At 65.7% G+C, this 26,647-nt stretch carries 32 protein-coding genes, 1 pseudogene and 1 riboswitch; of the genes and pseudogenes, 16 read left to right on the forward strand and 17 right to left on the reverse strand.

Features of this window, described 5'->3' with window-relative positions; all coding sequences use genetic code 11:
* Positions 1 to 153 precede the first annotated feature (153 nt).
* Positions 154 to 312, forward strand: a riboswitch (FMN riboswitch).
* A gap of 78 nt (positions 313 to 390) precedes the next feature.
* Positions 391 to 957, forward strand: a complete 567-nt coding sequence (locus JQ592_RS19840) for a 6,7-dimethyl-8-ribityllumazine synthase (RefSeq protein WP_211404486.1) — start codon at positions 391 to 393, stop codon at positions 955 to 957.
* A 91-nt stretch (positions 958 to 1,048) separates the two neighbouring features.
* On the opposite strand, the gene JQ592_RS19845 is transcribed toward JQ592_RS19840, so the two are convergent.
* The 5 genes from JQ592_RS19845 to lgt all read right to left on the reverse strand — a co-directional run bounded on the left by JQ592_RS19845 (position 1,049) and on the right by lgt (position 5,768).
* The gene (locus tag JQ592_RS19845) at positions 1,049 to 2,002 is read right to left on the reverse strand and encodes a ribose-phosphate pyrophosphokinase (RefSeq protein ID WP_211404487.1); all 954 of its coding nucleotides are present in this window, start codon (positions 2,000 to 2,002) and stop codon (positions 1,049 to 1,051) included.
* Positions 2,003 to 2,195: 193 nt separating this feature from the next.
* Positions 2,196 to 2,813: a hypothetical protein gene (locus JQ592_RS19850; protein ID WP_211404488.1), complete on the reverse strand. Its 618-nt coding sequence runs from the start codon at positions 2,811 to 2,813 to the stop codon at positions 2,196 to 2,198.
* A gap of 206 nt (positions 2,814 to 3,019) precedes the next feature.
* Positions 3,020 to 3,787, reverse strand: coding sequence for a peptidoglycan editing factor PgeF (gene pgeF, locus JQ592_RS19855; protein ID WP_211404489.1), 768 nt, complete (start codon positions 3,785 to 3,787; stop codon positions 3,020 to 3,022).
* Positions 3,787 to 4,902 carry a class I SAM-dependent methyltransferase gene (locus JQ592_RS19860; RefSeq protein ID WP_211404490.1) on the reverse strand — a complete coding sequence of 372 codons (1,116 nt, stop codon included), beginning with the start codon at positions 4,900 to 4,902 and terminating at the stop codon, positions 3,787 to 3,789. The genes pgeF and JQ592_RS19860 overlap by 1 nt, the downstream gene beginning before the upstream one ends.
* A gap of 20 nt (positions 4,903 to 4,922) precedes the next feature.
* Positions 4,923 to 5,768 (reverse strand): prolipoprotein diacylglyceryl transferase, encoded by an 846-nt coding sequence (lgt, locus tag JQ592_RS19865; RefSeq protein WP_211404491.1) that lies wholly within the window; start codon positions 5,766 to 5,768, stop codon positions 4,923 to 4,925.
* 211 nt (positions 5,769 to 5,979) lie between these two features.
* Here lgt and JQ592_RS19870 point away from each other — a divergent pair, with 211 nt between their 5' ends.
* The 4 genes from JQ592_RS19870 to ychF all read left to right on the forward strand — a co-directional run bounded on the left by JQ592_RS19870 (position 5,980) and on the right by ychF (position 9,011).
* Entirely contained in the window at positions 5,980 to 6,231 is a 252-nt protein-coding gene (locus JQ592_RS19870) for an accessory factor UbiK family protein (RefSeq protein WP_018648337.1), read from the forward strand.
* Between the two features lie 290 nt (positions 6,232 to 6,521).
* Positions 6,522 to 7,244 carry a 50S ribosomal protein L25/general stress protein Ctc gene (locus tag JQ592_RS19875; protein WP_211404492.1) on the forward strand — a complete coding sequence of 241 codons (723 nt, stop codon included), beginning with the start codon at positions 6,522 to 6,524 and terminating at the stop codon, positions 7,242 to 7,244.
* Positions 7,245 to 7,302: 58 nt separating this feature from the next.
* Positions 7,303 to 7,908, forward strand: a complete 606-nt coding sequence (gene pth, locus JQ592_RS19880; RefSeq protein ID WP_211404493.1) for an aminoacyl-tRNA hydrolase — start codon at positions 7,303 to 7,305, stop codon at positions 7,906 to 7,908.
* A 5-nt stretch (positions 7,909 to 7,913) separates the two neighbouring features.
* Positions 7,914 to 9,011 (forward strand): redox-regulated ATPase YchF, encoded by a 1,098-nt coding sequence (ychF, locus tag JQ592_RS19885; protein WP_211404494.1) that lies wholly within the window; start codon positions 7,914 to 7,916, stop codon positions 9,009 to 9,011.
* Between the two features lie 137 nt (positions 9,012 to 9,148).
* Here the strand turns inward: ychF and JQ592_RS19890 are convergent, their stop codons facing one another.
* On the reverse strand, positions 9,149 to 9,445 hold the full coding sequence (locus JQ592_RS19890) for a DUF4282 domain-containing protein (RefSeq protein ID WP_018648333.1): 297 nt from the start codon (positions 9,443 to 9,445) through the stop codon (positions 9,149 to 9,151).
* Positions 9,446 to 9,625: 180 nt separating this feature from the next.
* Between JQ592_RS19890 and JQ592_RS19895 the strand changes: the two genes are divergently transcribed.
* The 3 genes from JQ592_RS19895 (at position 9,626) to JQ592_RS19905 (ending at position 11,117) form a co-directional block, all read left to right on the forward strand.
* Positions 9,626 to 10,078, forward strand: a complete 453-nt coding sequence (locus JQ592_RS19895) for a MaoC family dehydratase (protein ID WP_211404495.1) — start codon at positions 9,626 to 9,628, stop codon at positions 10,076 to 10,078.
* Entirely contained in the window at positions 10,078 to 10,557 is a 480-nt protein-coding gene (locus JQ592_RS19900; RefSeq protein WP_211404496.1) for a MaoC family dehydratase, read from the forward strand. Before JQ592_RS19895 ends, JQ592_RS19900 begins: the two co-directional genes overlap by 1 nt.
* A 413-nt stretch (positions 10,558 to 10,970) precedes the next feature.
* A complete protein-coding gene (locus JQ592_RS19905; protein WP_018648330.1) occupies positions 10,971 to 11,117 on the forward strand; it encodes a hypothetical protein in 147 nt (48 codons plus the stop codon).
* Between the two features lie 35 nt (positions 11,118 to 11,152).
* On the opposite strand, the gene JQ592_RS19910 is transcribed toward JQ592_RS19905, so the two are convergent.
* The 6 genes from JQ592_RS19910 to JQ592_RS19935 form a co-directional block, all read right to left on the reverse strand.
* On the reverse strand, positions 11,153 to 11,290 hold the full coding sequence (locus JQ592_RS19910) for a hypothetical protein (protein ID WP_183242990.1): 138 nt from the start codon (positions 11,288 to 11,290) through the stop codon (positions 11,153 to 11,155).
* Between the two features lie 388 nt (positions 11,291 to 11,678).
* Positions 11,679 to 12,098, reverse strand: a complete 420-nt coding sequence (locus JQ592_RS19915) for a hypothetical protein (protein WP_211404497.1) — start codon at positions 12,096 to 12,098, stop codon at positions 11,679 to 11,681.
* A 358-nt stretch (positions 12,099 to 12,456) separates the two neighbouring features.
* Entirely contained in the window at positions 12,457 to 13,371 is a 915-nt protein-coding gene (locus JQ592_RS19920) for a hypothetical protein (RefSeq protein ID WP_211404498.1), read from the reverse strand.
* A gap of 267 nt (positions 13,372 to 13,638) precedes the next feature.
* Positions 13,639 to 14,079: a nuclear transport factor 2 family protein gene (locus JQ592_RS19925; protein WP_211404499.1), complete on the reverse strand. Its 441-nt coding sequence runs from the start codon at positions 14,077 to 14,079 to the stop codon at positions 13,639 to 13,641.
* Between the two features lie 185 nt (positions 14,080 to 14,264).
* Complete coding sequence (locus JQ592_RS19930; protein ID WP_211404500.1) at positions 14,265 to 14,531, reverse strand: hypothetical protein; 267 nt, start codon at positions 14,529 to 14,531, stop codon at positions 14,265 to 14,267.
* 240 nt (positions 14,532 to 14,771) lie between these two features.
* Positions 14,772 to 15,224: a nuclear transport factor 2 family protein gene (locus JQ592_RS19935; protein WP_211404501.1), complete on the reverse strand. Its 453-nt coding sequence runs from the start codon at positions 15,222 to 15,224 to the stop codon at positions 14,772 to 14,774.
* A 298-nt stretch (positions 15,225 to 15,522) separates the two neighbouring features.
* Here JQ592_RS19935 and JQ592_RS19940 point away from each other — a divergent pair, with 298 nt between their 5' ends.
* The 3 genes from JQ592_RS19940 to JQ592_RS19950 all read left to right on the forward strand — a co-directional run bounded on the left by JQ592_RS19940 (position 15,523) and on the right by JQ592_RS19950 (position 16,535).
* Complete coding sequence (locus JQ592_RS19940) at positions 15,523 to 15,726, forward strand: hypothetical protein (RefSeq protein WP_211404502.1); 204 nt, start codon at positions 15,523 to 15,525, stop codon at positions 15,724 to 15,726.
* 130 nt (positions 15,727 to 15,856) lie between these two features.
* Positions 15,857 to 16,036 (forward strand): hypothetical protein, encoded by a 180-nt coding sequence (locus JQ592_RS19945; RefSeq protein WP_211404503.1) that lies wholly within the window; start codon positions 15,857 to 15,859, stop codon positions 16,034 to 16,036.
* A gap of 112 nt (positions 16,037 to 16,148) precedes the next feature.
* Positions 16,149 to 16,535, forward strand: a complete 387-nt coding sequence (locus JQ592_RS19950) for a hypothetical protein (RefSeq protein WP_211404504.1) — start codon at positions 16,149 to 16,151, stop codon at positions 16,533 to 16,535.
* Between the two features lie 87 nt (positions 16,536 to 16,622).
* Here the strand turns inward: JQ592_RS19950 and uvrB are convergent, their stop codons facing one another.
* The 4 genes from uvrB to JQ592_RS19970 form a co-directional block, all read right to left on the reverse strand.
* Positions 16,623 to 19,523: an excinuclease ABC subunit UvrB gene (uvrB, locus tag JQ592_RS19955; protein ID WP_211404505.1), complete on the reverse strand. Its 2,901-nt coding sequence runs from the start codon at positions 19,521 to 19,523 to the stop codon at positions 16,623 to 16,625.
* A gap of 104 nt (positions 19,524 to 19,627) precedes the next feature.
* The gene (locus JQ592_RS19960) at positions 19,628 to 19,861 is read right to left on the reverse strand and encodes a hypothetical protein (protein ID WP_211404506.1); all 234 of its coding nucleotides are present in this window, start codon (positions 19,859 to 19,861) and stop codon (positions 19,628 to 19,630) included.
* A gap of 39 nt (positions 19,862 to 19,900) precedes the next feature.
* Positions 19,901 to 20,125, reverse strand: a complete 225-nt coding sequence (locus JQ592_RS19965; RefSeq protein WP_211404507.1) for a hypothetical protein — start codon at positions 20,123 to 20,125, stop codon at positions 19,901 to 19,903.
* 114 nt (positions 20,126 to 20,239) lie between these two features.
* Positions 20,240 to 21,157 (reverse strand): LysR substrate-binding domain-containing protein, encoded by a 918-nt coding sequence (locus tag JQ592_RS19970; RefSeq protein WP_211404668.1) that lies wholly within the window; start codon positions 21,155 to 21,157, stop codon positions 20,240 to 20,242.
* 310 nt (positions 21,158 to 21,467) lie between these two features.
* Between JQ592_RS19970 and JQ592_RS19975 the strand changes: the two genes are divergently transcribed.
* From JQ592_RS19975 to JQ592_RS19985, 3 genes are all read left to right on the forward strand, one after another.
* A complete protein-coding gene (locus JQ592_RS19975) occupies positions 21,468 to 22,247 on the forward strand; it encodes a TSUP family transporter (protein ID WP_211404508.1) in 780 nt (259 codons plus the stop codon).
* Complete coding sequence (locus JQ592_RS19980) at positions 22,244 to 22,474, forward strand: hypothetical protein (RefSeq protein ID WP_211404509.1); 231 nt, start codon at positions 22,244 to 22,246, stop codon at positions 22,472 to 22,474. The genes JQ592_RS19975 and JQ592_RS19980 overlap by 4 nt, the downstream gene beginning before the upstream one ends.
* 113 nt (positions 22,475 to 22,587) lie before the next feature.
* On the forward strand, positions 22,588 to 23,283 hold the full coding sequence (locus JQ592_RS19985) for a glutathione S-transferase family protein (protein ID WP_211404510.1): 696 nt from the start codon (positions 22,588 to 22,590) through the stop codon (positions 23,281 to 23,283).
* Between the two features lie 179 nt (positions 23,284 to 23,462).
* Here the strand turns inward: JQ592_RS19985 and JQ592_RS38290 are convergent, their stop codons facing one another.
* The gene (locus JQ592_RS38290) at positions 23,463 to 23,672 is read right to left on the reverse strand and encodes a cysteine-rich CWC family protein (protein ID WP_246820540.1); all 210 of its coding nucleotides are present in this window, start codon (positions 23,670 to 23,672) and stop codon (positions 23,463 to 23,465) included.
* A 114-nt stretch (positions 23,673 to 23,786) separates the two neighbouring features.
* Between JQ592_RS38290 and JQ592_RS19990 the strand changes: the two are divergent.
* Both JQ592_RS19990 and JQ592_RS19995 read left to right on the forward strand, forming a co-directional pair.
* Positions 23,787 to 25,368: pseudogene (locus tag JQ592_RS19990) on the forward strand (DUF1800 domain-containing protein).
* A gap of 2 nt (positions 25,369 to 25,370) precedes the next feature.
* Positions 25,371 to 26,588, forward strand: a complete 1,218-nt coding sequence (locus tag JQ592_RS19995; protein ID WP_211404511.1) for a DUF1501 domain-containing protein — start codon at positions 25,371 to 25,373, stop codon at positions 26,586 to 26,588.
* The last annotated feature ends 59 nt before the right edge of the window (positions 26,589 to 26,647 follow it).

Genomic DNA, 26,647 nt, shown 5'->3' on the forward strand with positions numbered 1-26,647 from the left:
GATCGGTCCCGCCTGTTCGATGACCTACTTTGTCGAATTTTCGCAGAGTTTCGCCCTCACGTCATAGGCACATGCGTAGTACCCATAAGGAAGGTCCTTGCTGGCCGTCTCCCTGTTCGTCATAATTCGGAATAGTCCACCCATAACGGGTGGATAAGTTCTCAGGGCGGGGTGAAAGTCCCCACCGGCGGTAAGGGCCGAAAGGCCTAAGCCCGCGAGCGCCTTCCGTGAGGGGTATCCCGAAGGGAAGGGTCAGCAGATTCGGTGCAACTCCGAAGCCGACGGTTAAAGTCCGGATGAAAGAGAACGGTCGGTGGCGGACGCATCGCAAGGATGCGGCTGTTTGTCGTTCCGTGTGCCCTGATTCTGGTCCTTAAACCGAGGAAAGCCATGAATCAGATGCTGCAAGATCCCCAAGCCGAAACTTCCCAGACACAGCCGCCGCCGGTTCCCGTGGACCCGCCGCCGGTACCCGCGCATCCGCGCTTCGCCAAACCGCAGCGGGTGGCCTTCGTGCAGGCCTGCTGGCACCGCGACGTGGTCGAGGAGGCTCGCATCGCCTTCATGAAGGAAGCCGAGGCGCGTCACCTCACCCATGTCGACGTGTTCGAGGTGCCGGGCTCGTTCGAGATCCCGCTGCACGCACAGGTGCTCGCCAAGACGCGGCGCTACACCGCGATCGTCGCCGCCGGCCTCGTCGTCGACGGCGGCATCTATCGGCACGAGTTCGTCGCCGACACCGTGATCAAGGCGCTGATGGACGTTCAGTTGCGCACGGAGGTGCCGGTGTTCTCCGCGGTGCTGACGCCGCAGCAATTCCACGAGACCGAGGTGCACTACGATTTCTTCCGCAGGCATTTTGCGATCAAGGGCGTCGAGGTCGCGGCAGCGTGTGCGGAGACGTTGCACGGCCTCGAGCGCCTGCGCGGCCAGGTCGCGGCGGGGATCGTGGGGTAGGGTCTGAAGTCATTCCGGGGCTCGCGTAGCGAGAACCCGGAATCTCGAGATTCCGGGTTCGGCGCTATCGCGCCGCCCCGGAATGACGGCGTTAGTCGAACAGGCTCGACACCGACTCTTCCGCCGCCGTGCGCGCGATCGCGTCCGAGATCAGGCTGGCGATCGGCAGCGTGCGGATGTTCGGCGCCTTGGTCACCGCTTCGGTCGGCAGGATCGAGTCGGTGATCACGAGCTCTTTCAGCTTCGAGCCGGAGATGCGGGCGGCCGCGCCGCCCGAGAGCACGCCATGGGTGATGTAGGCGTAGACGTCCTTGGCGCCCTTGGCGATCAGTGCATCCGCCGCGTTCACCAGCGTGCCGCCGGAATCGACGATGTCGTCGACCAGGATACAGCTGTAGCCGGAGACGTCGCCGATCACGTTCATGACTTCGGATTCACCCGGACGCTCGCGGCGCTTGTCGACGATCGCGAGCGGGGTGTTGATGCGCTTGGCGAGGCCGCGGGCACGGGCCACGCCGCCGACGTCGGGCGATACCACCATCACCTTGCCGAGGTCGAAACGTTCGCGGATGTCGCGCACCATCAGGGGGGCGGCGAACAAATTGTCGGTCGGGATATCGAAGAAGCCCTGGATCTGGCCGGCATGCAGGTCGAGCGTCATGACGCGGTCGACGCCGGCATGGGTGATCAGATTGGCGACGAGCTTGGCCGAGATCGGGGTGCGCGAGCCGGAGCGGCGGTCCTGCCTGGCATAGCCGAAATAGGGGATCACTGCAGTGATGCGGCGCGCCGAGGAGCGGCGCAGCGCGTCGGTGATGATCAGCAGCTCCATCAGATTGTCATTCGCAGGAAACGAGGTCGACTGGATGATAAAGGCATCCGAGCCGCGGATGTTCTCCTGGACCTCGACGAAGATCTCCATGTCGGCGAAGCGCCGGACTACCGCCTTGGTCAGCGGCATGTTGAGCCCCTGCGCGATGGCCTGGGCGAGTGCCGGATTGGAGTTGCCGGCGACGAGCTTGATGGAGCCGTTCTTGGCCGACATGGACGCTTCCTCCCGCGCTTTGCTGGATACGACGTTCAACATCAGAAAATACCCACTGGGAGCACGGTTACGACGGGCGAGGAAATATCAGGCCGGGGGCCGCAATGGCAACCCGGGATGCTACGTTTTCCCTTTGAAATCCTGAGTCCGGCCAACGGCTTGGCCGCAAACTGAGCCCGTGGTTTAGCGGGGGTTATCGTTCGGCATAGCCGAGCGCCGAGGCCGGCAGGTCAGGCACTGGGCCCTCCTGGATCACGCTCGCCACCGCCGGTCCGCGCAGGGCCGGGGCGGCGCCCGGGGTATCCGGCGTTCCGTTGATCATGTTGGAAAGTCCGCTGAATCCGGCCTGGGCGATCTTCCGCAGCACGAGGTCGTCGGCCGCTTGCCAGGGATCACGGCCAGCCTTGGCCGAGGTGGGTTCCTCGCCGGACAGGCGCAGCGCCCGCTGCTGGTTGGCGTCATAGACGTCCCAGACCCAGGCGATCACGGTCTTGCCGCGCACCACCTGGGCGGAGAGGTAGCTGCGCACGCGATAGGCGGCCGTCCCCTCGCGGGAAACGACGGACAGGCTGCGCAGCTTGGATTCGCTGTCGAGCACGCCGACCATGCGGTCGAACACCTGGGGCGGCGGCCCGTCGATGGATTCGAATGCCACCGTCGCTCCCGAGCCGGTGCTCGGTGCCATCGCATAGGAGTTGGCGGCATTACCGCCGCCACCGGCGCAGCCGCCGAGCGCGGTCGCGGCTGCCAGCAGCATGACCGCCAGCACGCGCGAACCCGCGCGGCGCAAGATGGATGACGCGTCCCTCATTATGGAGGGCAGCGATATCGTTAAAATCGATTAAGGTCTAGGGCGGAGGCGACACGACGCACCGTCATCGCGTTTACCCACCCGTCATTCCGGGGCGGTGCGCGAGCATCGAACCCGGAATCTCGAGATTCTCAGGTGCGCAAGTGCGCGCCGGGGTTCTCGCTACGCGAGCCCCGGAATGACGATCGTAAAGGTTGCCTCTGTGTTCACCCCTCCAGCGCGATCGCGTGAACGTGCCGGCCGTAATCCGGCTCCTTGCGATGGACCGAGCGGCGATAGCTGAAGAAGCGCTCGTCGGCGTAGGTGTCCAGACCAAGGTCATCGATCATCAGGATGCCGGCGGCCTCGAGCCGCTTGCGGATGAAGCCGGCGAGATCGAACATCGCATGGCCCTCGCGCACCGACGGGATGAAGAACACCGTGTTGTCCGCGTCCGCCTCGATGAAGCGCGCCACGAACTCGTTGCCGACCTCGTAGCTCTCCTGCCGGATCAGCGGTCCGATCGCGGCGATGATGCCGCCGCGCGTGGCGCCGAGCTTCTCCATGGCCGAGATCGTAGATTCCAGCACGCCGGTCAGCGCGCCCTTCCAGCCGGCATGCGCACCGCCGATCACGCGCGCATTGGGATCGACGAACAGCACCGGCCCGCAATCGGCGGTGGAGACGCCGAGCGCGATGCCGGGCGTCTTCGTCACCAGCGCGTCGCCCTTCGGCCGCGGTCCGCTCGGCCACGGCAGTTCGGCGATGAGCACGTCGGGCGAATGGATCTGGTGCAGGCTGACGAAACGTTCCGGCGCGACGCCGACATGCTCGGCCATGCGGCGGCGGTTCTCCGCGACCAGGGCCTGATCGTCGTTGGAACCGAGCCCGCCGTTCAGCGCGGAATAGATGCCGCCGGAGACGCCGCCCTCGCGGGTGAAGAAGGCATGGCGCAGGCCGGGCACCGCCGACAGCAGCGACGAGGCAACAGTCATCAATTTCCTCCGGCGTGTTCGAGATCGCTGAGGCCGGCAATGCCCGTCAGCCGCGGCTCGGAGATGCCGAGCACCTTGAACATCGAGCCCATGCCGCTGCGCCCCGTATCGGTCAGGCGCTTGAGTGCCACGGAAATATCGGTGGCGACCTCCGGCGTCGCCTTCTGCATCAGCGCCGCGGCGCGGGTGTCGATGCCGACGCGCTTGAGGAAGTCTCCTTGCGTCACCGGGCCGTGCACGCGGGCACCGACATCCTCGGCTGCCCGCGCCAGCGCCTGGAAGTCGACATGGGCGGTGACGTCGGCCTGGCCCGGCGCCTTCAACGGATCGGTGAAGGTGTGGCGCGCGATGGCCTGGAAGGTGTCGCCGGCATCGCTGCGTAAGTGGCCGTAGTCGATGATCAGCGCCGCGCCGTCCTGGTCGCGCACGCGCGTGGCGAGCTTCATGACCTCGCCGTCCGGCCGCCATTCGAACACGGCGCCGACAGGAGCTGCGCGCACCAAAGGCGGCAGCAGCACGTCGAAGCGCGGCGTCGGCTCGGACGCCGCGCCGAACTGGAGCTTGCCGTTCGGGTCGATCTCGATCACGCGCTCGTGCCAGCCGTTCTCACCCTTCACCATCTGATGGATCGGCAGCACGTCGAAATATTCGTTGGCGAGGATGACGCTCGGTCCGTCCGGCACGTCGTCGATGCTGTCGTGCCAGGCGATGTTGCGCACGCCCGCCAGCGTCGCGCTCTGCCGCTCGCGCAGGACGGGATTGACCTCGACCATGTGGACGTGGAGCGCCTGGTAGAGCGGCGGCAGCACGCGGAGTGCGCGCAGCGCATCCGCCATCATGGTGCCGCGGCCGGGGCCGAGCTCGATCAGCCGCAAAAATTGCGGCGAGCCCATCTGCTTCCACACCGAGGCGGTCCACAGTCCCAGGAGCTCGCCGAACATCTGGCTGACCTCGGGCGCGGTGGTGAAGTCGCCCTCACGGCCCAGCGGATCGCGCGAGACGTAATAGCCATAGCGCGGATGCATCAGGCACAGTTCCATGTACCGCCAGACCGGCATGGGGCCCGAGGATTTGATCAGCGCCTTGATCTCGTTGAGCAGCGGCTGGTCGGTCACGGCGTACTTTCTCGGATGGATTAACGAACGGCCTCGATCGGCTTCGGCGCACCGCGCCGCACTGCCAATACAATAAGTAAGATGCCGACAATAAGCATCGGGATCGACAACAGCATGCCCATGGTTAATCCGCCCCAGAGGTAGCCGAGCTGGGCGTCCGGCTCGCGGAAATGCTCGCCGATGGTCCGGGTCAGGCCGTAAATCAGGATGAAGCTGCCGAGGATCATGCCGGGGCGTTTCAGCGCGCCGAAGCGGATCATGATCGCGAGCACGGTGAACAGCAGGATGCCTTCCATGCCGGCTTCATAAAGCTGGCTCGGATGGCGCGGCAGTTGCGTCGGATCGTTGGGGAAGATCATCGCCCAGGGCAGGCTGGGATCGGTGGCGCGGCCCCACAATTCGCCGTTGATGAAATTGGCGATGCGCCCGAGCAGGAGCCCGACCGGGGCGACCGCGGTGGTGATGTCGCCGAGCGACAGGATCGAGATGCCATTGCGGTAGGCGAACCACATCACCGCGACCACGCAGCCGAGGAAGCCGCCATGGAACGACATGCCGCCTTCCCACAATCTGAAGATCGCGGCGGGATGATCGATGAAGAAGGGCAGGTTGTAGAACAGCACGTAGCCGGTGCGGCCGCCGAGGATGATGCCGAGCGTCACCCACAGGATGAAGTCGTCGATCTGCACCAGCGACATCGGCGCGGGGCCGCCCCACAGGCGCTCCTTCTTCAGCAGCGAGCGCGCATAAAGCCAGCCGAACACGATGCCGCAGATATAGGCGAGCGCGTACCAGCGGATCGCGAACGGACCGATCTCGACGGCGATCGGCTTGAAGGCGGGAAAGTCGATGAGCAGAAAGGGCATCGCGCCTTCTATGTCTGAACGAGATTGCGGCGATTGAGCGCCAGCCGACGCCGGTGTGATTCTTCTTATGCAGGGACGTTGAATACGATTGCAAGGAAACCGGGGCATGACAAGGATACCGCCGCTTCGCTCTTGAACCGGCCCAATCGGATTGCCATTGTCTTTTCGAGTGTTCGCGCAAAGTTTATCGCAAGGCCGCCAGGAGACCGACATGACCCAGACCAGCAACCGGTTTTTCGACGAGATCGGCCGCCTGATGAACGACGCCGCCGGTGCGGCCCAGGGCGTCAAGCGCGAGTTCGACACGGTGATGCGAACCCAGGCCGAGAAATTCCTGCGCGACATGGACCTCGTCAAGCGCGAGGAGTTCGAGGCGGTCAAGGACATGGCCCGCCTGGCACGTGAGGAGAACGAGGCCCTCAAGGCCCGGATCGCGGCGCTGGAGGCCAAGCTGGGGGGATAGGTTCTAGGCGTCATTCCGGGGCGCGACGAAGTCGCGAACCTCAGGTGCGCAGTTGCGCACCGGGGAATCTCGAGGTTCCGGGTTCGATGCTACGCATCGCCCCGGAACGACAGGGGTACGGGACGACACGGACCCCCGCAAAAAATCCCCGCATTTCCTTGTCATTTCCGCATCTTCCGGGTAAAAGCCCGCCACGTCCGCGGCCCCCGCACCCCTGGAGGCTTGCTGTGGACCATGCCATGGGCCGCGTTGCGGCCCATTAACTTTTGCAAAAACAAGGACTTAACGACATGGCGACGACCGTCAAGGAATTGAAGGCGACCGCACGTCCGAAGAGCGGCAAGGGGGCCGCCCGGGCTGAGCGTCGCGCCGGGCGAGTGCCCGGAGTGATCTATGGCAACAACCAGCCCCCCGTCACGATCTCGATCGAAGATCGTGAACTGCGCCAGCGCATCCTCGCCGGCCGGTTCCTGACCACGCTGGTCGACATCGATCTCGAGGGCAAGAAGCACCGCGTGATTCCGCGCGACTACCACCTCGATCCGGTCAAGGACTTCCCGATCCATGTCGACTTCATGCGTCTCGGCGAAGGCGCCACCATCCGCATCAGCGTTCCGCTGCATGTCGTGAAGGCCGAAGGTTCGCCCGGCGTGAAGCGCGGCGGCACCGTCAACATCGTCGCCCACGCCATCGAGCTCGAATGCGGTGTCGAGAGCATCCCGCAGTACATCGAGGCCGACGTCGGCACGCTCGAGATCGGTCACTCGCTCCACCTGTCGGACGTCAAGCTGCCGGCCGGCGTGAAGGCGCTGACCCGCGAGGACGCGACCCTCGTCACCATCGTGCCGCCGTCCGGCTACGCCGAAGAGCAGAAGGCTGCTGCTGCGGCTGCGGCTGGTGGTGCGGCTCCGGCCGCGGGTGCTGCTGCTCCGGCTGCAGCGGCTCCGGCTGCGGGCGCTGCTGCTCCGGCTGCTGCTGCCAAGGCTCCCGCCGGCGGCGACAAGAAGAAGTAATCTCTCAAGGCTGGCGCGCGGTCTCTAGCCGCGCGCCGAGCGAGGGGCGCGCCGCGTCATGCGACTCTTTGTTGGGCTCGGCAATCCCGGCGCGAAATACGCACGTAACCGGCACAATATCGGTTTCATGGCCGTCGACGAGATCGCGCGGCGTCACGGTTTCTCGCCGTGGCGCCGCCGCTTTCAGGGTGAGACCTCGGAAGGCACGCTCGGCACTGAGCGCGTGATCCTGCTCAAGCCCATGACCTACATGAACGAGTCCGGCCGCAGCGTTCAGGAGGCGGCAGGCTTCTTCAAGATCGCGCCGGGCGACGTCACCGCGTTCCACGACGAGCTCGAACTGCCGCCGGGCAAGGTGCGGGTGAAGATCGGCGGCGGTATCGCCGGCCACAACGGCCTGCGCTCGATCTCGGCGCATATCGGCAACGACTATCGCCGGGTGCGGCTCGGCATCGGTCATCCCGGCGTCAAGGAAATGGTGCACGGCCACGTGCTGTCGGACTTCGCCAAGGCCGACAACGAATGGGTGGCGACGCTCTGCGACGCAGTCGCCGAGCACGCCGCACTGATCGCCAAGGGCACGGACGCAACCTTTGCCAACAGGGTGCATCTTGCCATGCAGGCGAAGGGATTTTTGACCAAGGACGAGAACGGCAAGGAATAACGCTCGTGGGATTTAAATGCGGGATCGTCGGATTGCCCAACGTCGGCAAGTCGACCTTGTTCAATGCGCTGACCGAGACGGCCGCGGCGCAAGCCGCGAACTATCCGTTCTGCACCATCGAGCCGAATGTCGGTGAGGTCGCCGTGCCCGATCCGCGGCTCGACAAGCTCGCGGCCATCGCCAAGTCGGGCCAGATCATCCCGACCCGGCTGACCTTCGTCGACATCGCCGGGCTCGTCCGCGGCGCTTCCAAGGGTGAAGGTCTCGGCAACCAGTTTTTGGCCAACATCCGCGAGGTCGACGCCATCGCGCACGTCGTACGCTGCTTCGAGGATTCCGACATCACCCATGTCGAGGGCAAGATCGCTCCGCTCGCCGACATCGAGACCATCGAGACCGAGCTGATGCTCGCCGACCTCGACAGCCTCGAGAAGCGCGTCGACAACCTCACCAAGAAGGCCAAGGGCAACGACAAGGACGCCAAGGAGCAGCTCGACCTTGTCAACCGCACGCTGGTGCTCTTGCGCGAGGGCAAGCCCGCGCGCCTCGTCGAGCGCAAGGCCGAAGAGGAGCGTGCCTTCTCGATGCTCGGCCTCTTGTCGTCAAAGCCCGTGCTCTATGTCTGCAACGTCGAGGAAGGCTCGGCCGCGACCGGCAACGCCTTCTCCAAGGCGGTCGAGGAGCAGGCGGCGAAGGAAGGCGCAGTCGCCGTCGTCATCTCCGCCAAGATCGAGTCCGAGATCGCTACGATCTCGCGTGAAGAGCGGGCCGACTTCCTGGAGACGCTGGGCTTAGAGGAAGCCGGCCTCGACCGGCTGATCCGCGCCGGCTACTCGCTGCTCCAGCTCATCACCTATTTCACCGTGGGACCGAAGGAAGCGCGCGCCTGGACCATCCATCGCGGCACCAAGGCGCCAGGAGCTGCCGGCGTGATCCACACCGACTTCGAGAAAGGCTTCATCCGCGCCGAGACCATCGCGTTTGACGATTACGTCGCGCTCGGCGGCGAAGCCGGCGCCCGCGATGCCGGCAAGCTCCGCCTCGAAGGCAAGGAATACGTCGTCGCCGATGGCGACGTGATGCATTTCCGGTTCAATACGTAAGCCGGAGCTCGTGCCCCGGACGCAGCTCTCGTAGGGTGGGCAAAGGCGCAACGCGCCGTGCCCACCATCTATCCAAGATCGCGACGGAAGTGGTGGGCACGCTTCGCTTTGCCCACCCTACGGCACCTGCGCCCGCCTCACCGCATCCCGCCGCCCTGGTCCCTGATCGCGCCGAGATGCTCGTTGATGCGGAAGACGATCAGGATCAGCTCCGCGACGATGCGCGAGAACACGATCCCGACCACGACGCTGGCGATCGACGACAGCAGCACCAGGAAGCCGCCGAACGGGCTGATCGCCATCGCAGCCAACCCTGAGAAGATGCCGGAGAGGCCGAACAGGCAGATCAGCGCGATCACCAGCCAATAGAAGGTCTTGATGATCGTCGGCGTGATGAAGCGGTCCCATTGAAACAGGTCGCTGAATGAAAACATTGCTCTCCCCAAGCAAATCGGGACGTCAAATTGGGCCGCGTCGATGGATCCTGGCCCCCGGTTGCTCCGACTCAAGACCACCGCCGCCACCCCGTATGTAGCACGAGCCATGCGGGCCGGCGGGTTGAGATTGCCGCAAAGTGCGGCCACAATCTGTCATTCCCGCAAAGCTTTCCCGAGATGCCCCTGACCTTCGAAGATTTCCCGCCCGGCCGGTTCGGAACGTTCGGCCCGCGCCATGTCACCCGCGACGAGATTCTGGCCTTCGCCGCCGAGTTCGATCCGCAGCCGATGCATCTGGACGAGGAGGCAGCCGGCAAAAGCATGCTGCGCGGCCTGTCCGGCTCCGGCTGGCACCTCTGCTCGCTGATGATGCGGATGATGGCCGACGGTTTCATCACCCGAGCCGCCTCGCTCGGCTCGCCGGGCGTCGACGAGGTGCGCTGGCTCTCGCCGCTCAGGCCCGGCGACGATCTCACGCTCGACGTCGACGTGCTGGAGGCGCGCACTTCGAAGAGCCGCCCCGGGCTCGGCATCGTCAAGTTCAAATGCACCGCGCGCAATGCGGCGGGGCAGGCACTCGCCGAGATGACCTCGCCGATCCTGATCAAGCGGCGCGAGGGAGCGGTCTGATGCGGTTCTTCGAAGACATCGCGATCGGACAGCGCCGCGAGATCGGCGCCTACACGTTCACGGCGGAGTCCATCAAGACGTTTGCCGCGAAGTTCGACCCGCAGCGCTTTCATCTCGACGAGGAGGAAGGCAAGAACTCGCTGTTCGGCGGGCTCGCCGCCTCGGGGTGGCATGTCGGCTCGGCCTGCATGAGCCTGCTTGTCGCCGACGGCCAGCGTCTGGCGCGGGAGGCCACTTCGCGCGGCGAGGAGGTCGCGGTGTGGGGCCCGTCGCCGGGCTTTCGCGACCTGCGCTGGATCAGGCCGGTGCTCGCCGGCGACACCGTCTCCTATGTCAACGAAGTCATCGACAAGCGCACCTCCGCCTCGCGTCCCGGCTGGGGCATTTTGACGGCCCGCACCACCGGCACCAACCAGCGCGGCGAAGAAGTCTACTCCATCACCGCCAGCGCCTTCGTGCCGCTGCGGAAGAGCGCATAGTTTAGAATAGGTCGAGCTGCGTTCTTCCTTCTCCCCCTGTGGGAGAAGGTGGCGCGAAGCGCCGGATGAGGGGTCTCTCTCCGCGATCACGATGAGACTTGCCCGCGGCGAGAACCCCTCACCCAAGCGAGCTTGCGTCCACCTGCGTCGCTGCCCTCTCCCACAAGGGGCGAGGGCGCAGCAATGCGCATCTCGCCTGCTGCATTTCTCAGAGCAAGGGAAGAGGGAACACCGGCTCAGCCGAATTGGCGCCAAGTGTTGCCCGCGCGCTATGGACGCGTTTCGGACCGGCTGCCATAAGCCTGCGCAACATGGTTACCGCGAAGCAATCGCCGGAACCATCAAGTTGCTAACCAATTATGAACCTGTCGCTGTCTATTTGAACGAATAGACAGAGACAGGGGACGAGGACCATGGCTGACCGCGGCGCACTCAAGTTTGTTGGATTTATCTTTGCGACCGCGACGCTGGCCGTGATGCTGGTCGCCGGCATGGTGGTGAAGGGCTATGCCGACGGCGGCTACACCCTGGAAGCCTCGACCGTGGACGCTGACCGGTAACGGTCCGTTAACGTTCCGGGGCCGTCAGCCCCGTCTCAGCGGCTATAGACGAACGCCAGCACTGCGATCGCAACCGCCAGCAATCCCACAAAGCGCAGCATGATCGTGCCGATCTGGTTCGGCGCGGGCCGCAGCGGTATGGGGTCCGTGGTGTCGGGCCGAATGCTTTCCATCTGACATGTCCCCTGAGCCCGGCCGTAACGGCCAATGGCGCTTGGCATTGGTCGCCGCGGAGGGGCGGAGGGTTCAAAAGTATACCCTCTGCGAGACGCGCAGCCGGTGCCCAATCCTTCGCTGTCATGCCCCGCGACCCGGCTACGAAGGCTTCGCCGGGGTAGAGGTCCATGGGCGCCGAAGCTTTAGCGTAGGCGGCAGGCGGGGCATCCAGTACGCTGCAGCCCCTCCGTATCAACGCACTGTCTCGGAGTACTGGATCACCCGCCTTCGCTGGTGATGACACCTTCCGTGGGGAGAGCGTGTGCCCTCATAACACCCCACAAATCAAAACCGCCGCGCCCCCTTCCGGGAACGCGGCGGCCAATGATGCGCTGTTACCAGCGATCAGCTGTTGCGCAGGCCGTCGGCGGCGCGCTTCCACTGCGCGACGTTGTCGGCGATCATGCGGGTCGACTTCATCGCGGCCTGGCTGAGCTGGGCGTAGCCGGAGATCTCGCGCTGGACGCGCTGGCCTTCGGCATGCAGCAGGTCACGCAGGCTCTCGAGCTCGGAAATCAGGTTCTCGATCTCGGCGAGCGAGGTGCCGGCGACGCGCTGGATCAGCGAGTTGACGTTGGTGACGGTGGCCTCCGCGCTCGGATCGAGCGGCGGCGCATCGGCGGCCGCCGCCGGACGGCGCAGATAGGCGATGTCGTTGCGGACGAAATCGCGAATGCCGGCCTCGACCTCGGAGACCGCGGCGAGATTGTTGTCGACCGTCTCGGTCTCGGTGGCTTCGATCTTTTCCGGACGGATGGCGTTCATCGTTGTTCCCCTGTTCGCGTTGAGCGCAGCGCGAGTGTCCCCCGCACGACGATGTCTGTAAGGCAGCCCGCATCAGGGCGTCCGATTTTGACAGCAAATGGGCCGAGATGCGGCAAGGGGGGACCATTCGGGGGTTTTGCCGTGGCGTATGGTTAGGGGAGTGTAAAGGCGGCCGCGACGAGGTGAATGCGCGGCTCGGCCGGTGCTCGTCTCCCTCGCCCCGCTTGCGGGGAGAGGGTGGGGTGAGGGGGAGGCTCCGCGAGGACGGTGAGAGTTGGACTTGCGGAAGCTCCCCCTCACCCGGAATTTGCTCACGCAAATTCCGGCCTCTCCCCGCAAGCGGGGAGAGGCGAAGAACTCACCAGCTCTTCTTGAAGCCCGCCGTCACGCTCTTGTTGATCGCGCCTTGCGAGGTCTCGCCGACCGAGCCGGAGACGGTGACGTTGTCGAACAGTTTTTGCTCGGCACCGAGCTTGCGCAGCCATTTGTCGTCGGTGGTCGACAGCGTCTGGCCCGCGGTGATGCTGGTGCCGGTGTCGGTGATGGTCACCTTGGCGGACCGGTCGGTTTCGTAGTTGCGCGTGATGTGGCCGCCGATGCCGGGGACGGCGGTGGTGCCCTGCTGGTTGACGCTGTAGCCGTTCTGCAGCGTCAGCTGTGTGTCGCCCGACAGCGGCACCGACTTGGTCAGCGATGCCCCGATCTTGCTCTGCTCGGCCCCGGGGTCGACGCGGGCCTCGACCGCAGTCTTGTCCCAGATCACCCCCGCGCCCGGCGCGGTCGCGGTCGCCCAGGCGCTGCCGGAGGATTGCGGCAGGCTGCCGCCATTGGCGGCCTTTTGTGCCAGGAGTTCGGACATCGTTCTGGGCTCGCTCGCCACCGTCATGTCGGCGCCGATCCGCGTATCCCAGAATTCGAACACCGACTGCTTCACCGTGACCGCCGAGGAGCCGTTGGCATTGGCGTTCGACGACCAGTTCAGTCCGCTGCTGGCCGCGGCCTGCGCCCGCTTCTTGGCGGCGATGATGTCGTTGAGCGTGCCGGCGTCGATGGCGAGCTGGCTCCAGTCGAGCTTGTCGACGTCGATGCCTTTGAGCACGTCGGGGTCGTTGACGTCAGGGGCCTCGGCCGCCTCGGCCTCGTCGTCGGGCGCGGCCGCGGGTGGGGAGAAGGGCGGAATGATCTGCGCGGAGACCGTCAGCACCGATCCCAGGATGAATGCGGCCGCCAGCACCGGCAGCCTGGCCCAGCCAAAACCCGTCGAGAATTCCATCGTCCTGCCCGCGAACCCCAGCGCATGCCGTCCGCCAATATAGTGCGGCCATCCGCAATGCGCCATTCCGAGCTGAGGATGCTGACCTATCGTTGCGAAATTGTGGCGACTCGCCTCGATGCGCCTGGGGACGCGAACCAACGGGCCGCGCGAAAGGCGCGCGCCCGATGACGGCTTTCCTGCGACGACATCCGGCGGGGCTGGAGGCCAGGACGTCGCGGTCGCCTTGTCATCGGTCCCGGGAAGCGGGGCCCGTTGGCGTCCCCCTCAGCCGACGCTGGTCATCTTCGGCAGATGAATGGCGCGGCCGAGTGCCTGCTCGACCAGGTCGAAGGTGTCGATCAGCACCCGCATGCTGATGAGCTTGCCCGCTCTGAACTGGGCGAACTGCGCGAGCCGCAAGGAAATCGGCTTGTTGGAATCGAGCGCCGTCAGCGAATAGCGCAGCATCGAGGCGGCGGAATCCACGCCCAGCATGATGCTCTCCCGGTCGAAGCGGCGGACCTGGAAATTGTCGGCGAGCTGGCGGATGACGTCGAGCACGGCGTCCTTGCCCTGCCGCGCGCCGAGAAACGGAAACATGTCGATCGGGCCATAGAGCGCCCACTCGACGTCCTCGTCGATCAGGGCCTCGATATCCTCGAAGTGCCGGTCGTTGATCGCACGGTGCAATGCGCGCGAGAAACGCCAGAGGCTGTGCTCTGTCATTTGGGCAGTCCTGACGCTGGCTTGCAGAAAAAACGGAAAACAAACCCATGCACCGTAAAGGTGCCCCGGGGCGCTCAACTCATTTGTATGCGAACGAGATAGCCGATTTCGGCCAAAACGCAATTCACGTTTTCGCAATGCACAATTGAGCGCGCTTTGTGAGATTTACAACAAAACCCCGTAATCTACCGGTCCGTGGGGGCTACGGGTTCCCGCTCGATGGCGATCGCATCGTCCCGCAGCGCCAGCAGGCCGAACAGCACCGCGCCGCCGATCCCGCCGATCGCAGCGCCCAAAGGCATGAAGGTGAAGAACACCAGCATGCCGTTTTGGCCTTCAAAATTCGTGGTTTGCGCGATTTCGACGAAAGCGAGCCCGGCCCCGATGCCGAGCGCAGCCCCGCCCAGCGTCCCCAGGAACAGCCCCAAAACAGCAAGCAACATGACTTTCATCGGCCCATCACCCAGCCGGCGTGCACAACGCCCCGGGATGGGTCTTGGCGGCAGGGAGGGAGGTTCAAATGGGTTGGCAGAGATGCGCAAGCGAGGGGCCACATCCTCGCCGTCGTCCTGGCGAAGGCCAGGACCCATTACCCCAGGGAGAGGTTTGGCGAAGATTCGTCGTTCGGTACGACGATCACCCACGATCGAGAAATCCCGCGGTATGGGTCCTGGCCTTCGCCAGGACGACGGCTACACCCCATCCACCCCCGCCCCCGTGATCAGCGGCCCGATCTCCCGCTCCAGCACCTGCTGCACCAGATCGTAGGAATCGATGATCTCGCGGATCTCCGCCACCAGCCCAACGCGGAAGGTGTAGAACACCGCCATGTCGAACTGCACGATGCGGCCGTTGCTGCGTTTCTTGAAATAGGTCTGCACGTAGGTCGCGACCTCGTCGCCGTCGGCGAGGATGTGCGGCGCCTTGTAGCGAACTTCCGAATAGCGCGACCAGATCGTCTGCCACAGCTCGCGCAGCTCCGCCTTGCCGTGGCGCGGCACCATGTGCGGCAGCACGTCGATCGGCGCGTGGGTGAGGAAGTCGACGTCGTCGGTGCAGCACGCCAGCGCGGCCTCGATGTCGCCGCGCGCGAAGGCGTCGAGCAGATGCACGACGCGCTGCCTGTTCAACGATTCAACCGTCATGCCGCGCTGCCCTCATTGCCCATGACCCGCGAACGCTATCGCGCAGCCCGCGCGTGCTTCAATCCGCAAGAACACAGGTGTGATTGCAGATTATGACGCGCGGGCGCTATGCCCGGTTCATGGGGGACAATTACGGGTTGCGCGCCTGTTCGCCTGCAAGAGAACGAGCGGCCTTCGCGTCCCGGGCGATGACGCTGCGCGCATATCGGCTGACGCGCCTCGCAAGGGTTCGCGCAAGGGAACCTGGGTCCGTTCACACCCGTTGATGTCAGGACGTCGCCTCCGGAGACATCGATCCATGAAATCCACGCTTCTCACTGTGGCTGCCGTGCTCCTCATGCTCGGCGCGAGCCCCGCCGCCAACGCCAAGGGCTGCATCAAGGGCGCCGTCGTCGGCGGCGTCGCCGGCCACTATGCCGGCCATCACGGCGTGCTTGGCGCTGCCGCCGGCTGTCTCTACGGCAGGCACCACGCGAAGGAGCAGGAGAGGCAGCGGCAATAGCAGGGCCAGGTGAACGGGCAGGGGAAGCTTTAGAGGCACGGAAAACCACGCGCCTCACCGTCTTTTGTCCGGCATGCCCCGATGGTAAGTTCCAGCTGCAAACGCTGGGGTTGAGTCGAGCGAGGGGACGATGGACGTCGGGAAGTTCTTGTGGGGCCTTGTCCTCGCAATTCTGTTCCTGTGTTTCCTCGTTCGCTTCATGAGAAACGCGTTCCACTCGCGGGGCGTCAAATACAATTGGCTTGGCGTTCTGCTGTCGTTCTCGACGGTCGGCTTGGCGATCTACCTCGTCTTCTTCCGCCAGCTCTGACGCCATTCATTTGTCCGCGGCCGCAGAGGGGCCCGGCAGGGCGTGACCCATCTCACATCACCCCTCCGGCCTCGCGGCTATCGTCATCCCCATGTCATCAGGGAGACGTGCCATGGCCGCCTTCGCCGCCGCGAGAAAGTCCCGCCTGCACAACGCGCTCGAAGGCCTCGCGCTGACCGCGACGCTGCAGAGCTTCCCGACCTTCGCCGCCGCCACCTTCCTGCTCAAGCTCGTCGGCAACCACGATCTCGTCGGCGACCCCGGCGTCGCCGTCTTCGTCGCGGTTGCCTCGATGCTGCACGCAATGCTCGCAGTGACCCTCGGCCCGAGCTTCCCCGCCGTCTTCAAGACCGTCTACGAGCCAAAATTCTTCGAGGCCCATCTGTCGCTGTCCGACAAGATCACGGCATGGCGCACCCAGCCGGCCGCCTCGCTCCAGCTCATGACCATCGTGCTGCTGCTGTCGGTGATGGCGGTGGTGACGGCGAGTGTGGGGTGAGGGCGGGAAATCTCTCCGCCGTCATTCCGGGGCGCCGCAGAGCGGCGAGCCCGGAATCCATAACCACGAACAGCGCTGATGCGCCGCCTACCTCTTCTTCCACCCACCCCTTCGCCCCGGCTGCCCGCCCGTCGACTTCGGCGCCGGTCCGAACTCCGGACCCGACTGCCTTGAATCCGTCGGCTGGATGATGCGGCTGGTGCTGCCGAACGGTTTTGACGGCAGGGCGCGGCTCTCGCGGTAGGGCAGGGATTCCGGGCCGTGCATCTCGTCGAGATGCGGCTTGTGCACCTTCGAGCCGCTGCCGGCGCCGCTCGCCTTCAGCGCGGAGCTCACGGTCTTTTTCTTCATGGCGCTGACGGGGAGGTTCGCGGCGTCGCCGTACTTCTTCGTCCCGGCATAGGCGCCGGCCTTGCTCTGCACCGCGCGCTGCTTGGCGGTGGGGTCGTCGACCACCGCAAGCTCGGTCGCGCGCAGGCGCTTGACTTCGTCGCGGAGGCGGGCGGCTTCCTCGAAGTTCAGATCGGCGGCGGCCTCGCGCATCCTTGTTTCGAGATCGGCCAGCACGGCTTCAAAATTGTGGCCGATCGAGATGACGTCGTCGGTCATGTCGTGGCCGCCGACCTCGACCAGCACGTGGTCGCGCTCGTAGACGGAGTTGAGGATGTCGCCGATCTGCTTCTTCACGCTCTCCGGTGTGATGCCGTTGGCATTGTTGTACTCGACCTGCTTCTCGCGGCGGCGGTTGGTCTCCGCGATGGCGCGCTCCATCGAGCCCGTCATCTGGTCGGCATAGAGGATCACCTTGCCGTCGACATTGCGCGCGGCGCGGCCGATGGTCTGAATCAAGGACGTTTCACTGCGCAAAAAACCTTCCTTGTCGGCATCCAAAATCGCGACCAGCGCGCATTCGGGAATGTCGAGGCCTTCGCGCAAGAGGTTGATGCCGACCAGCGCGTCGAACGCGCCGAGGCGGAGGTCGCGGATGATCTCGATGCGCTCGATGGTGTCGATATCCGAGTGCATGTAGCGGACGCGAATGCCCTGCTCGTGCAGATATTCGGTGAGGTCCTCCGCCATGCGTTTTGTGAGTACCGTGATCAGCGAGCGATAGCCGGCTTGCGCGGTGGCGCGGACTTCGCCGACGAGATCGTCCACCTGCGTGCGGGCAGGGCGAATATCAACGGGAGGGTCAATAAGTCCGGTGGGACGAATGACCTGCTCGACGAACACGCCGCCGCTCTCGTTCAGCTCCCAGCCGCTCGGCGTCGCCGACACCGCGACGGTCTGCGGCCGCATCATGTCCCATTCCTCGAAGCGGAGCGGGCGGTTGTCCATGCAGGAGGGCAGGCGGAAACCGTATTCGGCCAGCGTCGCCTTGCGGCGGAAGTCGCCGCGGAACATGGCGCCGATCTGCGGGATGGTGACGTGGCTCTCGTCGGCGAAGATCAGCGCGTTGTCGGGTACGTATTCGAACAGCGTCGGCGGCGGCTCGCCGGGGCGGCGTCCGGTGAGATAGCGCGAATAGTTCTCGATGCCGGCGCAGCTTCCGGTCGCCTCCATCATCTCGAGGTCGAAGGTGGTGCGCTGCTCCAGCCGCTGCGCTTCCAGGAGACGGCCCTGGTCGTGGAGCTGGTCGAGCCGCTGCTTCAGCTCGAACTTGATCGACTTGATCGCCTGCACCAGCGTCGGGCGCGGCGTCACATAGTGCGAGTTGGCGTACATCTTGATGAATTCGAGCTCGTCCTGCTTGTGGCCGGTGAGCGGATCGAACTCCTCGATGGCCTCGATGGTGTCGCCGAACAGGTTCACGCGCCAGGCGCGGTCCTCATAGTGCGCCGGGAAGATATCGATCACATCGCCGCGCACGCGAAACGTGCCGCGGGTGAAATCGGCCTGGGTGCGCTTGTACTGCAGCGCGACGAGGTCGGCGATGAGCTGGCGCTGGTCGATGCGCTCGCCCTTTTTCAGCGCGAAGGTCATCGCGGTGTAGGTCTCGACCGAGCCGATACCGTAGATGCAGGACACCGACGCGACGATGATGACGTCGTCGCGCTCCAGCAGCGCGCGTGTCGCCGAGTGGCGCATGCGGTCGATCTGCTCGTTGATCGATGAGTCCTTCTCGATATAGGTGTCGGTGCGCGGGACGTAGGCTTCCGGCTGGTAATAGTCGTAATAGGAGACGAAATATTCGACCGCGTTGTCGGGGAAGAAATTCTTGAACTCGCCATAGAGCTGCGCGGCGAGCGTCTTGTTCGGCGCCAGGATCAGCGCCGGGCGCTGCGTCGCCTCGATCACCTTGGCCATGGTGTAGGTCTTGCCCGAGCCGGTGACGCCGAGCAGCACCTGCGAACGGTCGTTGCGCTCGATGCCCTCGACCAGCTCGGCGATCGCGGTCGGCTGATCGCCGCGCGGCTCGTAGGACGACTTGATCTCGAAGCGCACGCCGCCTTCGGACTTTTCCGGGCGCGGCGGCCGGTGCGGCGTCCACACTTTCATGGAGCCGTCGTCCTTGCGGAACTCCGGCCGGCCCTCGCGGATCAGCGACTCCAGCGCCTCCGCGGTCGCCTTGACGCCGAGCGCCTCCATCTTGTTGCGCGGCGGACGCGCCAGCGCTTCCTTATCGTCCTCTTCGGTGGGCAGACCGAGCTGACGCGCCAGTTCCGGATCGAGCGTCGGGATCGTGGCGGCGGTGCCGTAATTGGCCTGCGGTGCCTCGTCCAGTCCCGCCGGGCGGTCGCTCGGGAAGTCCTTCGGCGTCGAGGCCCGCGCGCGATGCGCGGCGGCCTCGCCGCCGGCGCGGCGGTCGCGCGAATTGTCCGGCGGCGGCTGCAGGCCGGTGCCCGAGCCAAGCCCGGCATCGCCGCGATTGATCGCGGGATTGAGCAATTCGGCCAGCGCCGGCCCGATCGGCTGCACGTCAGGCCGATGCGCTTTGGATTTGGGGGATTTGCCGGATTTTTCGGAGGATGCAGGTTTCTTCGCCATGGGGCGAATATGGGACGAGTCCGCCCCTCAGAAAAGGGAGAATGCCCAGGCATGCTCAGGCTGCTGACAGCAGGTTGGCAGCAGGCCTGTCGCCGTTCCTGCGCTCACGCCGCCGGCAGCGGTCCGTCGTGGTCCTCGTCCCCTTGGCGCGGCTTCAGGACGTCGAGATGGATGCCGCCGCAATCGGTGCAGCGCATGGTCCAGTACTCGCATCCGGCGCGGCCGCCGATCACGCGGAGCACGGTGAGATCGCCGTCGCAGTCCGGGCATTTCGACAGCACCGATCGGGCATAGGATCGGGCCAGCGGCTGGGTCTCTTCGATCTCGATAGACGACATCACCGGTTCCTCGTTTCACGCCGCGCAGTGTTGAAAGGCCTATTCGTCGTCGTGGTCGGCGCGCCGGCGGAAGCGATCGATGTGGTGCTTGGCGTCGGCGATCGCGGCGTCGGGATCGGGCCAGGCGAAGCCGACTTCCATGGCCGGAAACAGCACGCCGTCGATGGCAACCGGGCTGAAATCGGCACGCCGAATGCGGGCGTGCCACAGCCCCTTGCCAGCTTCGAAGGATTCGATGTCAAAGCCGTCGTAGAGAGTCGTCATTGGTAGTCCCCAAAGTGATCCGTAAGTGTCTTTTTGGAGGATCAGGGGACCACGTTTGCGGTTTTTGGGATGTGAAGCCGTTCACACGGGGCCGGCTTTTTTGCCTGAGCGGCGTCAGTTCCGCGCGGAACCGCGACCGGTCCGCCGCACGGGGCGGGCCGCGGGTTCCGATGCCGCGCGCATGATCCAGCGGCGGAACGCGGCGAAATCGCGCTGCTCGGTCTGGAAGCTGCGATAGAGCAGGTACCAGCGCATGCCCTTGGGGACGGAGAGGTCGAACGGGGCGACCAGCCGCCCGGCGGCGAGATCGTCGTCGATATAGGGCCGGATGCCCATGGCGATGCCAAGGCCGTCGGCGGCAGCCTGCAGCGCCTGGCCGTAGAACTGGAACTCCGGTCCGCGCGCGTTGATGCGCGCAAGGCCGGCGGCCTTCAACCAGATCGGCCAATCCTCGGGTGAGTGCGCGACGCGGATCAGGCTGGGTCCCCTGAGATCGGCCGGCCGCTTCAATGAGGCGGCGAGGCGGGGCACGCAGACCGGCGTGAGGTCGCCGGCAAACAGCGGCTCGGCGACGAGGCCGGGCCAGTCGCCGGTGCCGAGCTTGATGCCGCAATTCCAGTCCTCGCCGAACGGCACCAGCGCGCCGCCGGTGGTGAAGCGCACCTCGATGTCGGGCTCCTCGCTGCGAAACTCCGACAGCCGCGGGATCAGCCAGCGCATCGCAAAGGTGTGGCCGACGCCGATGGTGAGCACGCGCACGCTGGAGGGCGCCGTCACCTGCGCGGTCAGGCTTGCGAGCGCATCGAAGATCGGGGTCAGCCCGCCCTGATAGGCGCGGCCGGCCTGGGTCAGCACCAGGCGGTTGGCCTTGCGCTCGAACAGCGCGACGCCGAGCCGCTCTTCCAGCAGATGCACCATGCGGCTGACGGCGGCCGCGGACACGCTGAGCTCGAGCCCGGCCGCAGCAAAGCTGCCGGTCCGCGCCGCCGCCTCGAATGCCTTGATGCCGTTGAGAAACAGCAGCCGCCGCAAATGCTCGACCCTCAGGAAAGCTGATGCCAGGGCAAGATAACTCAGTTTGCGCGAAGCGGGCAAGCGAGGCACAAGAATGAGAGTAATTCCAAGTTGTGTTTCGGGGCGGCCGCGTTCTTCGCCTCTCCCCGCCTGCGGGGAGAGGCCGGAATTTGCGAAAGCAAATTCCGGGTGAGGGGGACTCTCCGCGAGTCCAACTGCCACCGTCCCCGCGGAGACTCCCCCTCACCCCAACCCTCTCCCCGCAAGCGGGGCGAGGGGGAATTGCAAGCCTTCGTCCCTTACGTGCCCATCACAGGAGAATTCTAGCGTGACGCCCATCATGATCGCTGCCCTTGGATTGCTGATGGTCGCCACCGCGTTCCTGTCGGGGCTGTTCGGCATGGCGGGCGGACTGATCCTGATCGGCGTGCTGCTCGCCCTGATGCCGCTGCCGACCGCGATGGTGCTGCACGCGATCACGCAGATGGCCTCGAACGGCTGGCGCGCGTTTTTGTGGCGGGCGCATATCCGCTGGCGGCCGGTCGCGAACTATATGGTCGGCGCTGCCATTGCACTCGCGGCCTGGTCGCTCACCCGCTACGTGCCGGACAAGCCGACGGCCCTGCTGCTGCTCGGCGTCACCCCATTCATGGCGCGGCTGTTGCCCGCCAACATCAAGCCGGACCCTGACAGGCTCTGGCAGGGCACCGTCTATGGCACGATCTGCATGGGCCTGATGCTGATGACCGGCGTCTCGGGGCCGCTGCTCGACACCTTCTTCCTCGGCGGCGATTTCGGCCGGCGCGAGAAGGTCGCGACCAAGGCGATGTGCCAGCTCGTCAGCCATTTCACCAAGCTGATCTATTTCGGCGGCATCATCGACCAGGCCGCGAGCCTCGATCCCGTGCTCGCCGGCGTCGCGATCGCAGCGTCCATGCTCGGCACCACGCTGGCGCGGCGCATCCTCGAAGCCATGACCGACCAGCAGTTCATCGCCTGGTCCAACAAGCTGATCACCACCATCGCCTGCTACTACATCGCCTATGGCGGCTGGCTCCTGGTTCGGACCCCGGTGCTCGCCGCTTTCGACAAGGGAGGTTTGCCATGAGCGAGACTGCCGATCCGCTGGTGCTGGACTTCGTCGAATGGGTCGCGCGCGAGCCGCGCGCCTATGCCGAGGTGATTTCGACCTGGAAGACCTCGTGCCCGCGCCTCACGATTTGGGAGGACGCCGCGGACCGCGGCTACGTCGCGCGCGAGACGCTGCCGGGTGTGGGGCTCGTCATCGCGGTGACGGAAGATGGCGAGAGGTTGCTGCGCACCAACGGGCGGTGATGCGCACTGCCGCCTCCTCAACGTCATTGCGAGCGCCAGCGAAGCAATCCAGAATGCTTCCGCGGCGGGAATCTGGATTGCTTCGCTGCGCTCGCAATGACGGAGCACCGCCCATGTCTTTCAAACTCTACGAGCTCGTCGGCACTGACGCCGCACGCCCCTTCAGCCCGTATTGCTGGCGCACGCGGATGGCGCTCGCGCACAAGGGCCTGTCGGCGGAGACGCTGCCCTGGCGCTTCACCGAGAAGAGCGCGATCGCGCCGCACGGCTCGGAGCGGGTCCCGGTGCTGCTGCATCACGACAAGCCGGTGGTGGATTCCTGGATCATCGCGAACTACCTCGAGGACAATTTTCCGGACCGCCCCTCGCTGTTCGGCGGCGAGGGCGGGCGGGCCATGGCGCGCATGATCAATGCGTGGGGCGACATCGCCATCGTCGGCGGTCTCTCTCCGCTTGTTATCGCCGACATCCCGAACAACCTCGGCGAGGTCGACGCCGCCTATTTCCGAAAGTCGCGCGAGGCGCGGTTCGGCAAGCGCCTGGAAGAGGTCCAGGCGAGCCGCGACACCGGCGTGGTCGCGTTCCGCAAATCGCTGGAGATCATGCGGCAGACGTTCAAGACGCAGCCGTTCCTCGGCGGGCAGGCGCCGAACTATGCCGACTACATCGTGTTCGGCGGATTCCAATGGGCGCGCGTGGTGAGCCCGTTCAAGCTGCTGGAGACGGACGATCCGGTCTATGCCTGGCGGGAGAAGCTGCTGGATGCGTTCGACGGCATGGCGCGGACATCGCCGGGATTTGCGGTGTAGCTGTCGGGCACACTCTCACCCCAACGTCGTCCTGGCGAAAGCCAGGACCCATACCGCGAGGTCTATCGATCGCGGGTGGTATGAGTACCGAACGACCAGTCTTCGCCAAACCGAGCCCTGGGGTAATGGGTCCTGGCTTTCGCCAGGACGACACCGGAGAATATGGCTGCGTGTTGCATCTAACCAGCAGCGCTTGCCTCCGCCGCCGCCTTGCGCAAACACTCCCGGCACAGGCAATCCTCGCCCTTGACCGGCACCGGCAGGCGCGCGGTTTCCTCCGCGCACCAGCAATTGCCCGACAGATCGCAGCCGAATTCTGAGCCGCAGCGGGAGCAAATGAGGCGGCGCGCAAGTGCCGGCGCTGACGGCATTTCTTTCGGATTTGTCATGATTTACGCCGAAGCTTCGCCGTCATTTTCATGTCGGGTTCATCTGTCGCTGCGCTATATTATGCGCCGCGCACGCATCAGGAAAGCGGTTGGCAATCCGCGAAGGACAAATCGATGGCCCGCGATTCGCAAGCCGCCCTCGTTGCGCTCAACCGCTTCGGTTTCGGTGCCCGCGGCGGGGCGTCCGGCGATCTCATCAACGCGGCCTCCGATCCCCGAGGTTTCGTGAAGGCCCCGAGGTTTCGTGAAGGCGGAACTGGCCCGCCCCAATGGCGTGCTGCTGGAGGCGCCGGGCCTGCAATCGACGCCGCAGCTCGGCCAGGCGGTGTTCGCCTATCAGGACCAGGTCAAGCAGGCGCGCGAGGCGGCTGCCAAGGCCGGCACGCCGCCCGAAGCGCCACCGCTGCAGGCGCCAGGGGATCAGAAGCCCGCTTTGCGCCGCAATCTCTCGCTGAACACGGCCGCGACCGAGATCGCCGGCCAGATGGCGGACGCGAAGCCGGCTGATGCGCCGGCCAAGCCCGAGACCATGCAGCCCAACGCGGCCGCGCCGCCGGCCGCAAAGCCCGCGCCGCAGCCGCTCAATGTGATCCAGAAAACCTTTCGCGCCGAGGCACTGGCGCGCCTGCAGCGCGCGACGCTGGTCGAGTGCGGCTTCACCGAGCGCCTCGTCGTGTTCTGGTCCAATCATTTCTGCATCTCCGCGAGCAAGGGCGAGCTGGCGCGGATCTGGGCCGGTGCGTTCGAGCGCGAGGCGATCAGGCCGCACGTGCTCGGACGCTTTGCCGACATGCTCAAGGCGGTCGAGCAGCATCCGGCCATGCTGTTCTTCCTCGATAACCAGCAATCGCTCGGGCCGGACTCGCGCGCCGGGCAAAACCGCAAGCGCGGGCTCAACGAAAATCTCGCGCGCGAGATCATGGAGCTGCATACGCTCGGCGTCGGCGGCGGCTACACGCAGGAGGACGTCACCTCGCTTGCGCGCATCATCACCGGCTGGACCTTCGCCGGAAGGCAGGGGCAGCTCGGCACACCAGGCTCCTTCGTCTTCAACACCAATGCGCACCAACCCGGGCCGCAAATGCTGCTCGGCAAGACCTATGATCCGACCGGCCTTGCGCAGGGCGAAGCGGCGCTCGCCGACATCGCGCGGCATCCCTCGACGGCGAATTTCATTGCGACGAAATTCGTCCGCCACTTCGTCGCCGACGAGCCGCCGCCGGCGCTCGTGGCGCGGCTGCGCGATGTCTTCGTCAGGACCGACGGCGACCTCAGGGCGCTTGCGACGACGCTGGTCGATTCCGACGAGGCCTGGAAGGCGCCGCTGACCAAGATGCGCAGCCCTTACGATTTCCTGGTCGCGAGCGGCCGGCTGCTGGCGCGCGTGCCGGAGGATCCCGGCGCATATCTGAACAGCCTCAACCTGCTCGGCCAGCCGCTGTGGTCACCGGCAGGACCCAACGGTTTCCCCGACACCAGCGCCGCCTGGGCTGCGCCCGAAGGCATGAAGCTCAGGCTCGACATTGCCGCGCAAATGGGCGCGCGGCTCGGCAACAACATCGATCCGCTCGACCTGCTGGAGTTCGCAGCGGCCGACGCGGCCTCGATCGAGACGCGCCGGACCATCGAGCGCGCGGAATCGCGCCAGCAGGCGCTGGCGCTGCTGTTGATGTCGCCGGAAATGCAGAGGAGATGAAGATGATCGACTGCGTCGAGAACCGCCTCCTCACCTCGCGCCGCGGCCTCTTGCTCGGAGGCGCCTCCTTCGCGGCCTGGGCTTACTTGCCGAAATTCGCCCGCGCGGCTGATGGGCGCGATCCGCGGTTGATCGTCGTGATCCTGCGCGGCGCGCTCGACGGGCTCTCGACCGTCGCGCCGCTCGGCGACCCCGATTATGCCGGCCTGCACGGCTCGATCGCGCTCACGGCCGATGGCGCGCATCCCGCGATCATGTTCGACAGCTTCTTCGCACTGCATCCGGCGATGCCGGAGTTCGCACGCATGTATCGCGACAGGCACGCCGCGGTGATCCATGCGGTGGCGACGCCCTATCGCGACCGTTCGCATTTCGACGGTCAGGACGTGCTCGAAAGCGGCTATGCCGGTCCGGGCCGCGTGCAGTCCGGCTGGCTCAACCGCGCGCTGGAGGCGCTTCCGCGCGGCGAGCGCGTCTCGAGCGGTCTTGCGATCGGGCCCACCACGCCGCTGGTGCTGCGCGGCAATGCGCCGACGGTCGGCTGGGCGCCGGTCGCGCTGCCGCAGGCCGATGACGACACCGCGATGCGGCTGGTCGATCTCTACCGCCACCGCGATCCCGCGCTGGCCTCGGCGCTGTCGCAAGGTCTCCAGCTCGACAAGGTCGCAAGTGGCGACGACATGAAGCCGAAGGGCGGCAATCAGGTTGCGCAGATGCGCCAGGTCGCGCGTGGCGCGGCCAAGCTGATGGCGGCCGACGACGGCCCGCGCATCGCCGCGCTCGCCTTCGACGGCTGGGATACGCATGCCAATGAAGGCGGCCCGGTCGGACGTTTGGCCTTCCTGCTCGGTGGGCTCGACGGCGCACTCGCGGAATTCGAGAGCGGCCTGGGGGATCGCTGGCGCGACACCGTCGTCGTCGTCGCCACCGAATTCGGTCGCACCGCGCGCATCAACGGCACCGACGGCACCGATCACGGCACCGGCACGATTGCATTGCTCGCCGGCGGCGCCGTGAAAGGCGGCCGCGTCATCTCGGATTGGCCGGGCCTGAAGCTTGCCAATCTCTACGAGGCCCGCGACCTCAAGCCCACCACGGATTTGCGCTCGGTGATCAAGGGCGTGCTGCAGGACCAGTACGGCCTGTCCGATCGCGTGCTGGCAGAGACGGTGTTCCCGGACAGCGCCGCAGCGCGCCCGATGAAGGGGCTTGTTACTTAACCCACAAACGCGGTCATTCCGGGCCTGCGCCTTGCGGCGCATCCCGGAATGACGAGATA

The sequence above is a fragment of the Bradyrhizobium iriomotense genome (assembly GCF_018129405.1).
GTDB lineage: Bacteria > Pseudomonadota > Alphaproteobacteria > Rhizobiales > Xanthobacteraceae > Bradyrhizobium > Bradyrhizobium iriomotense_B.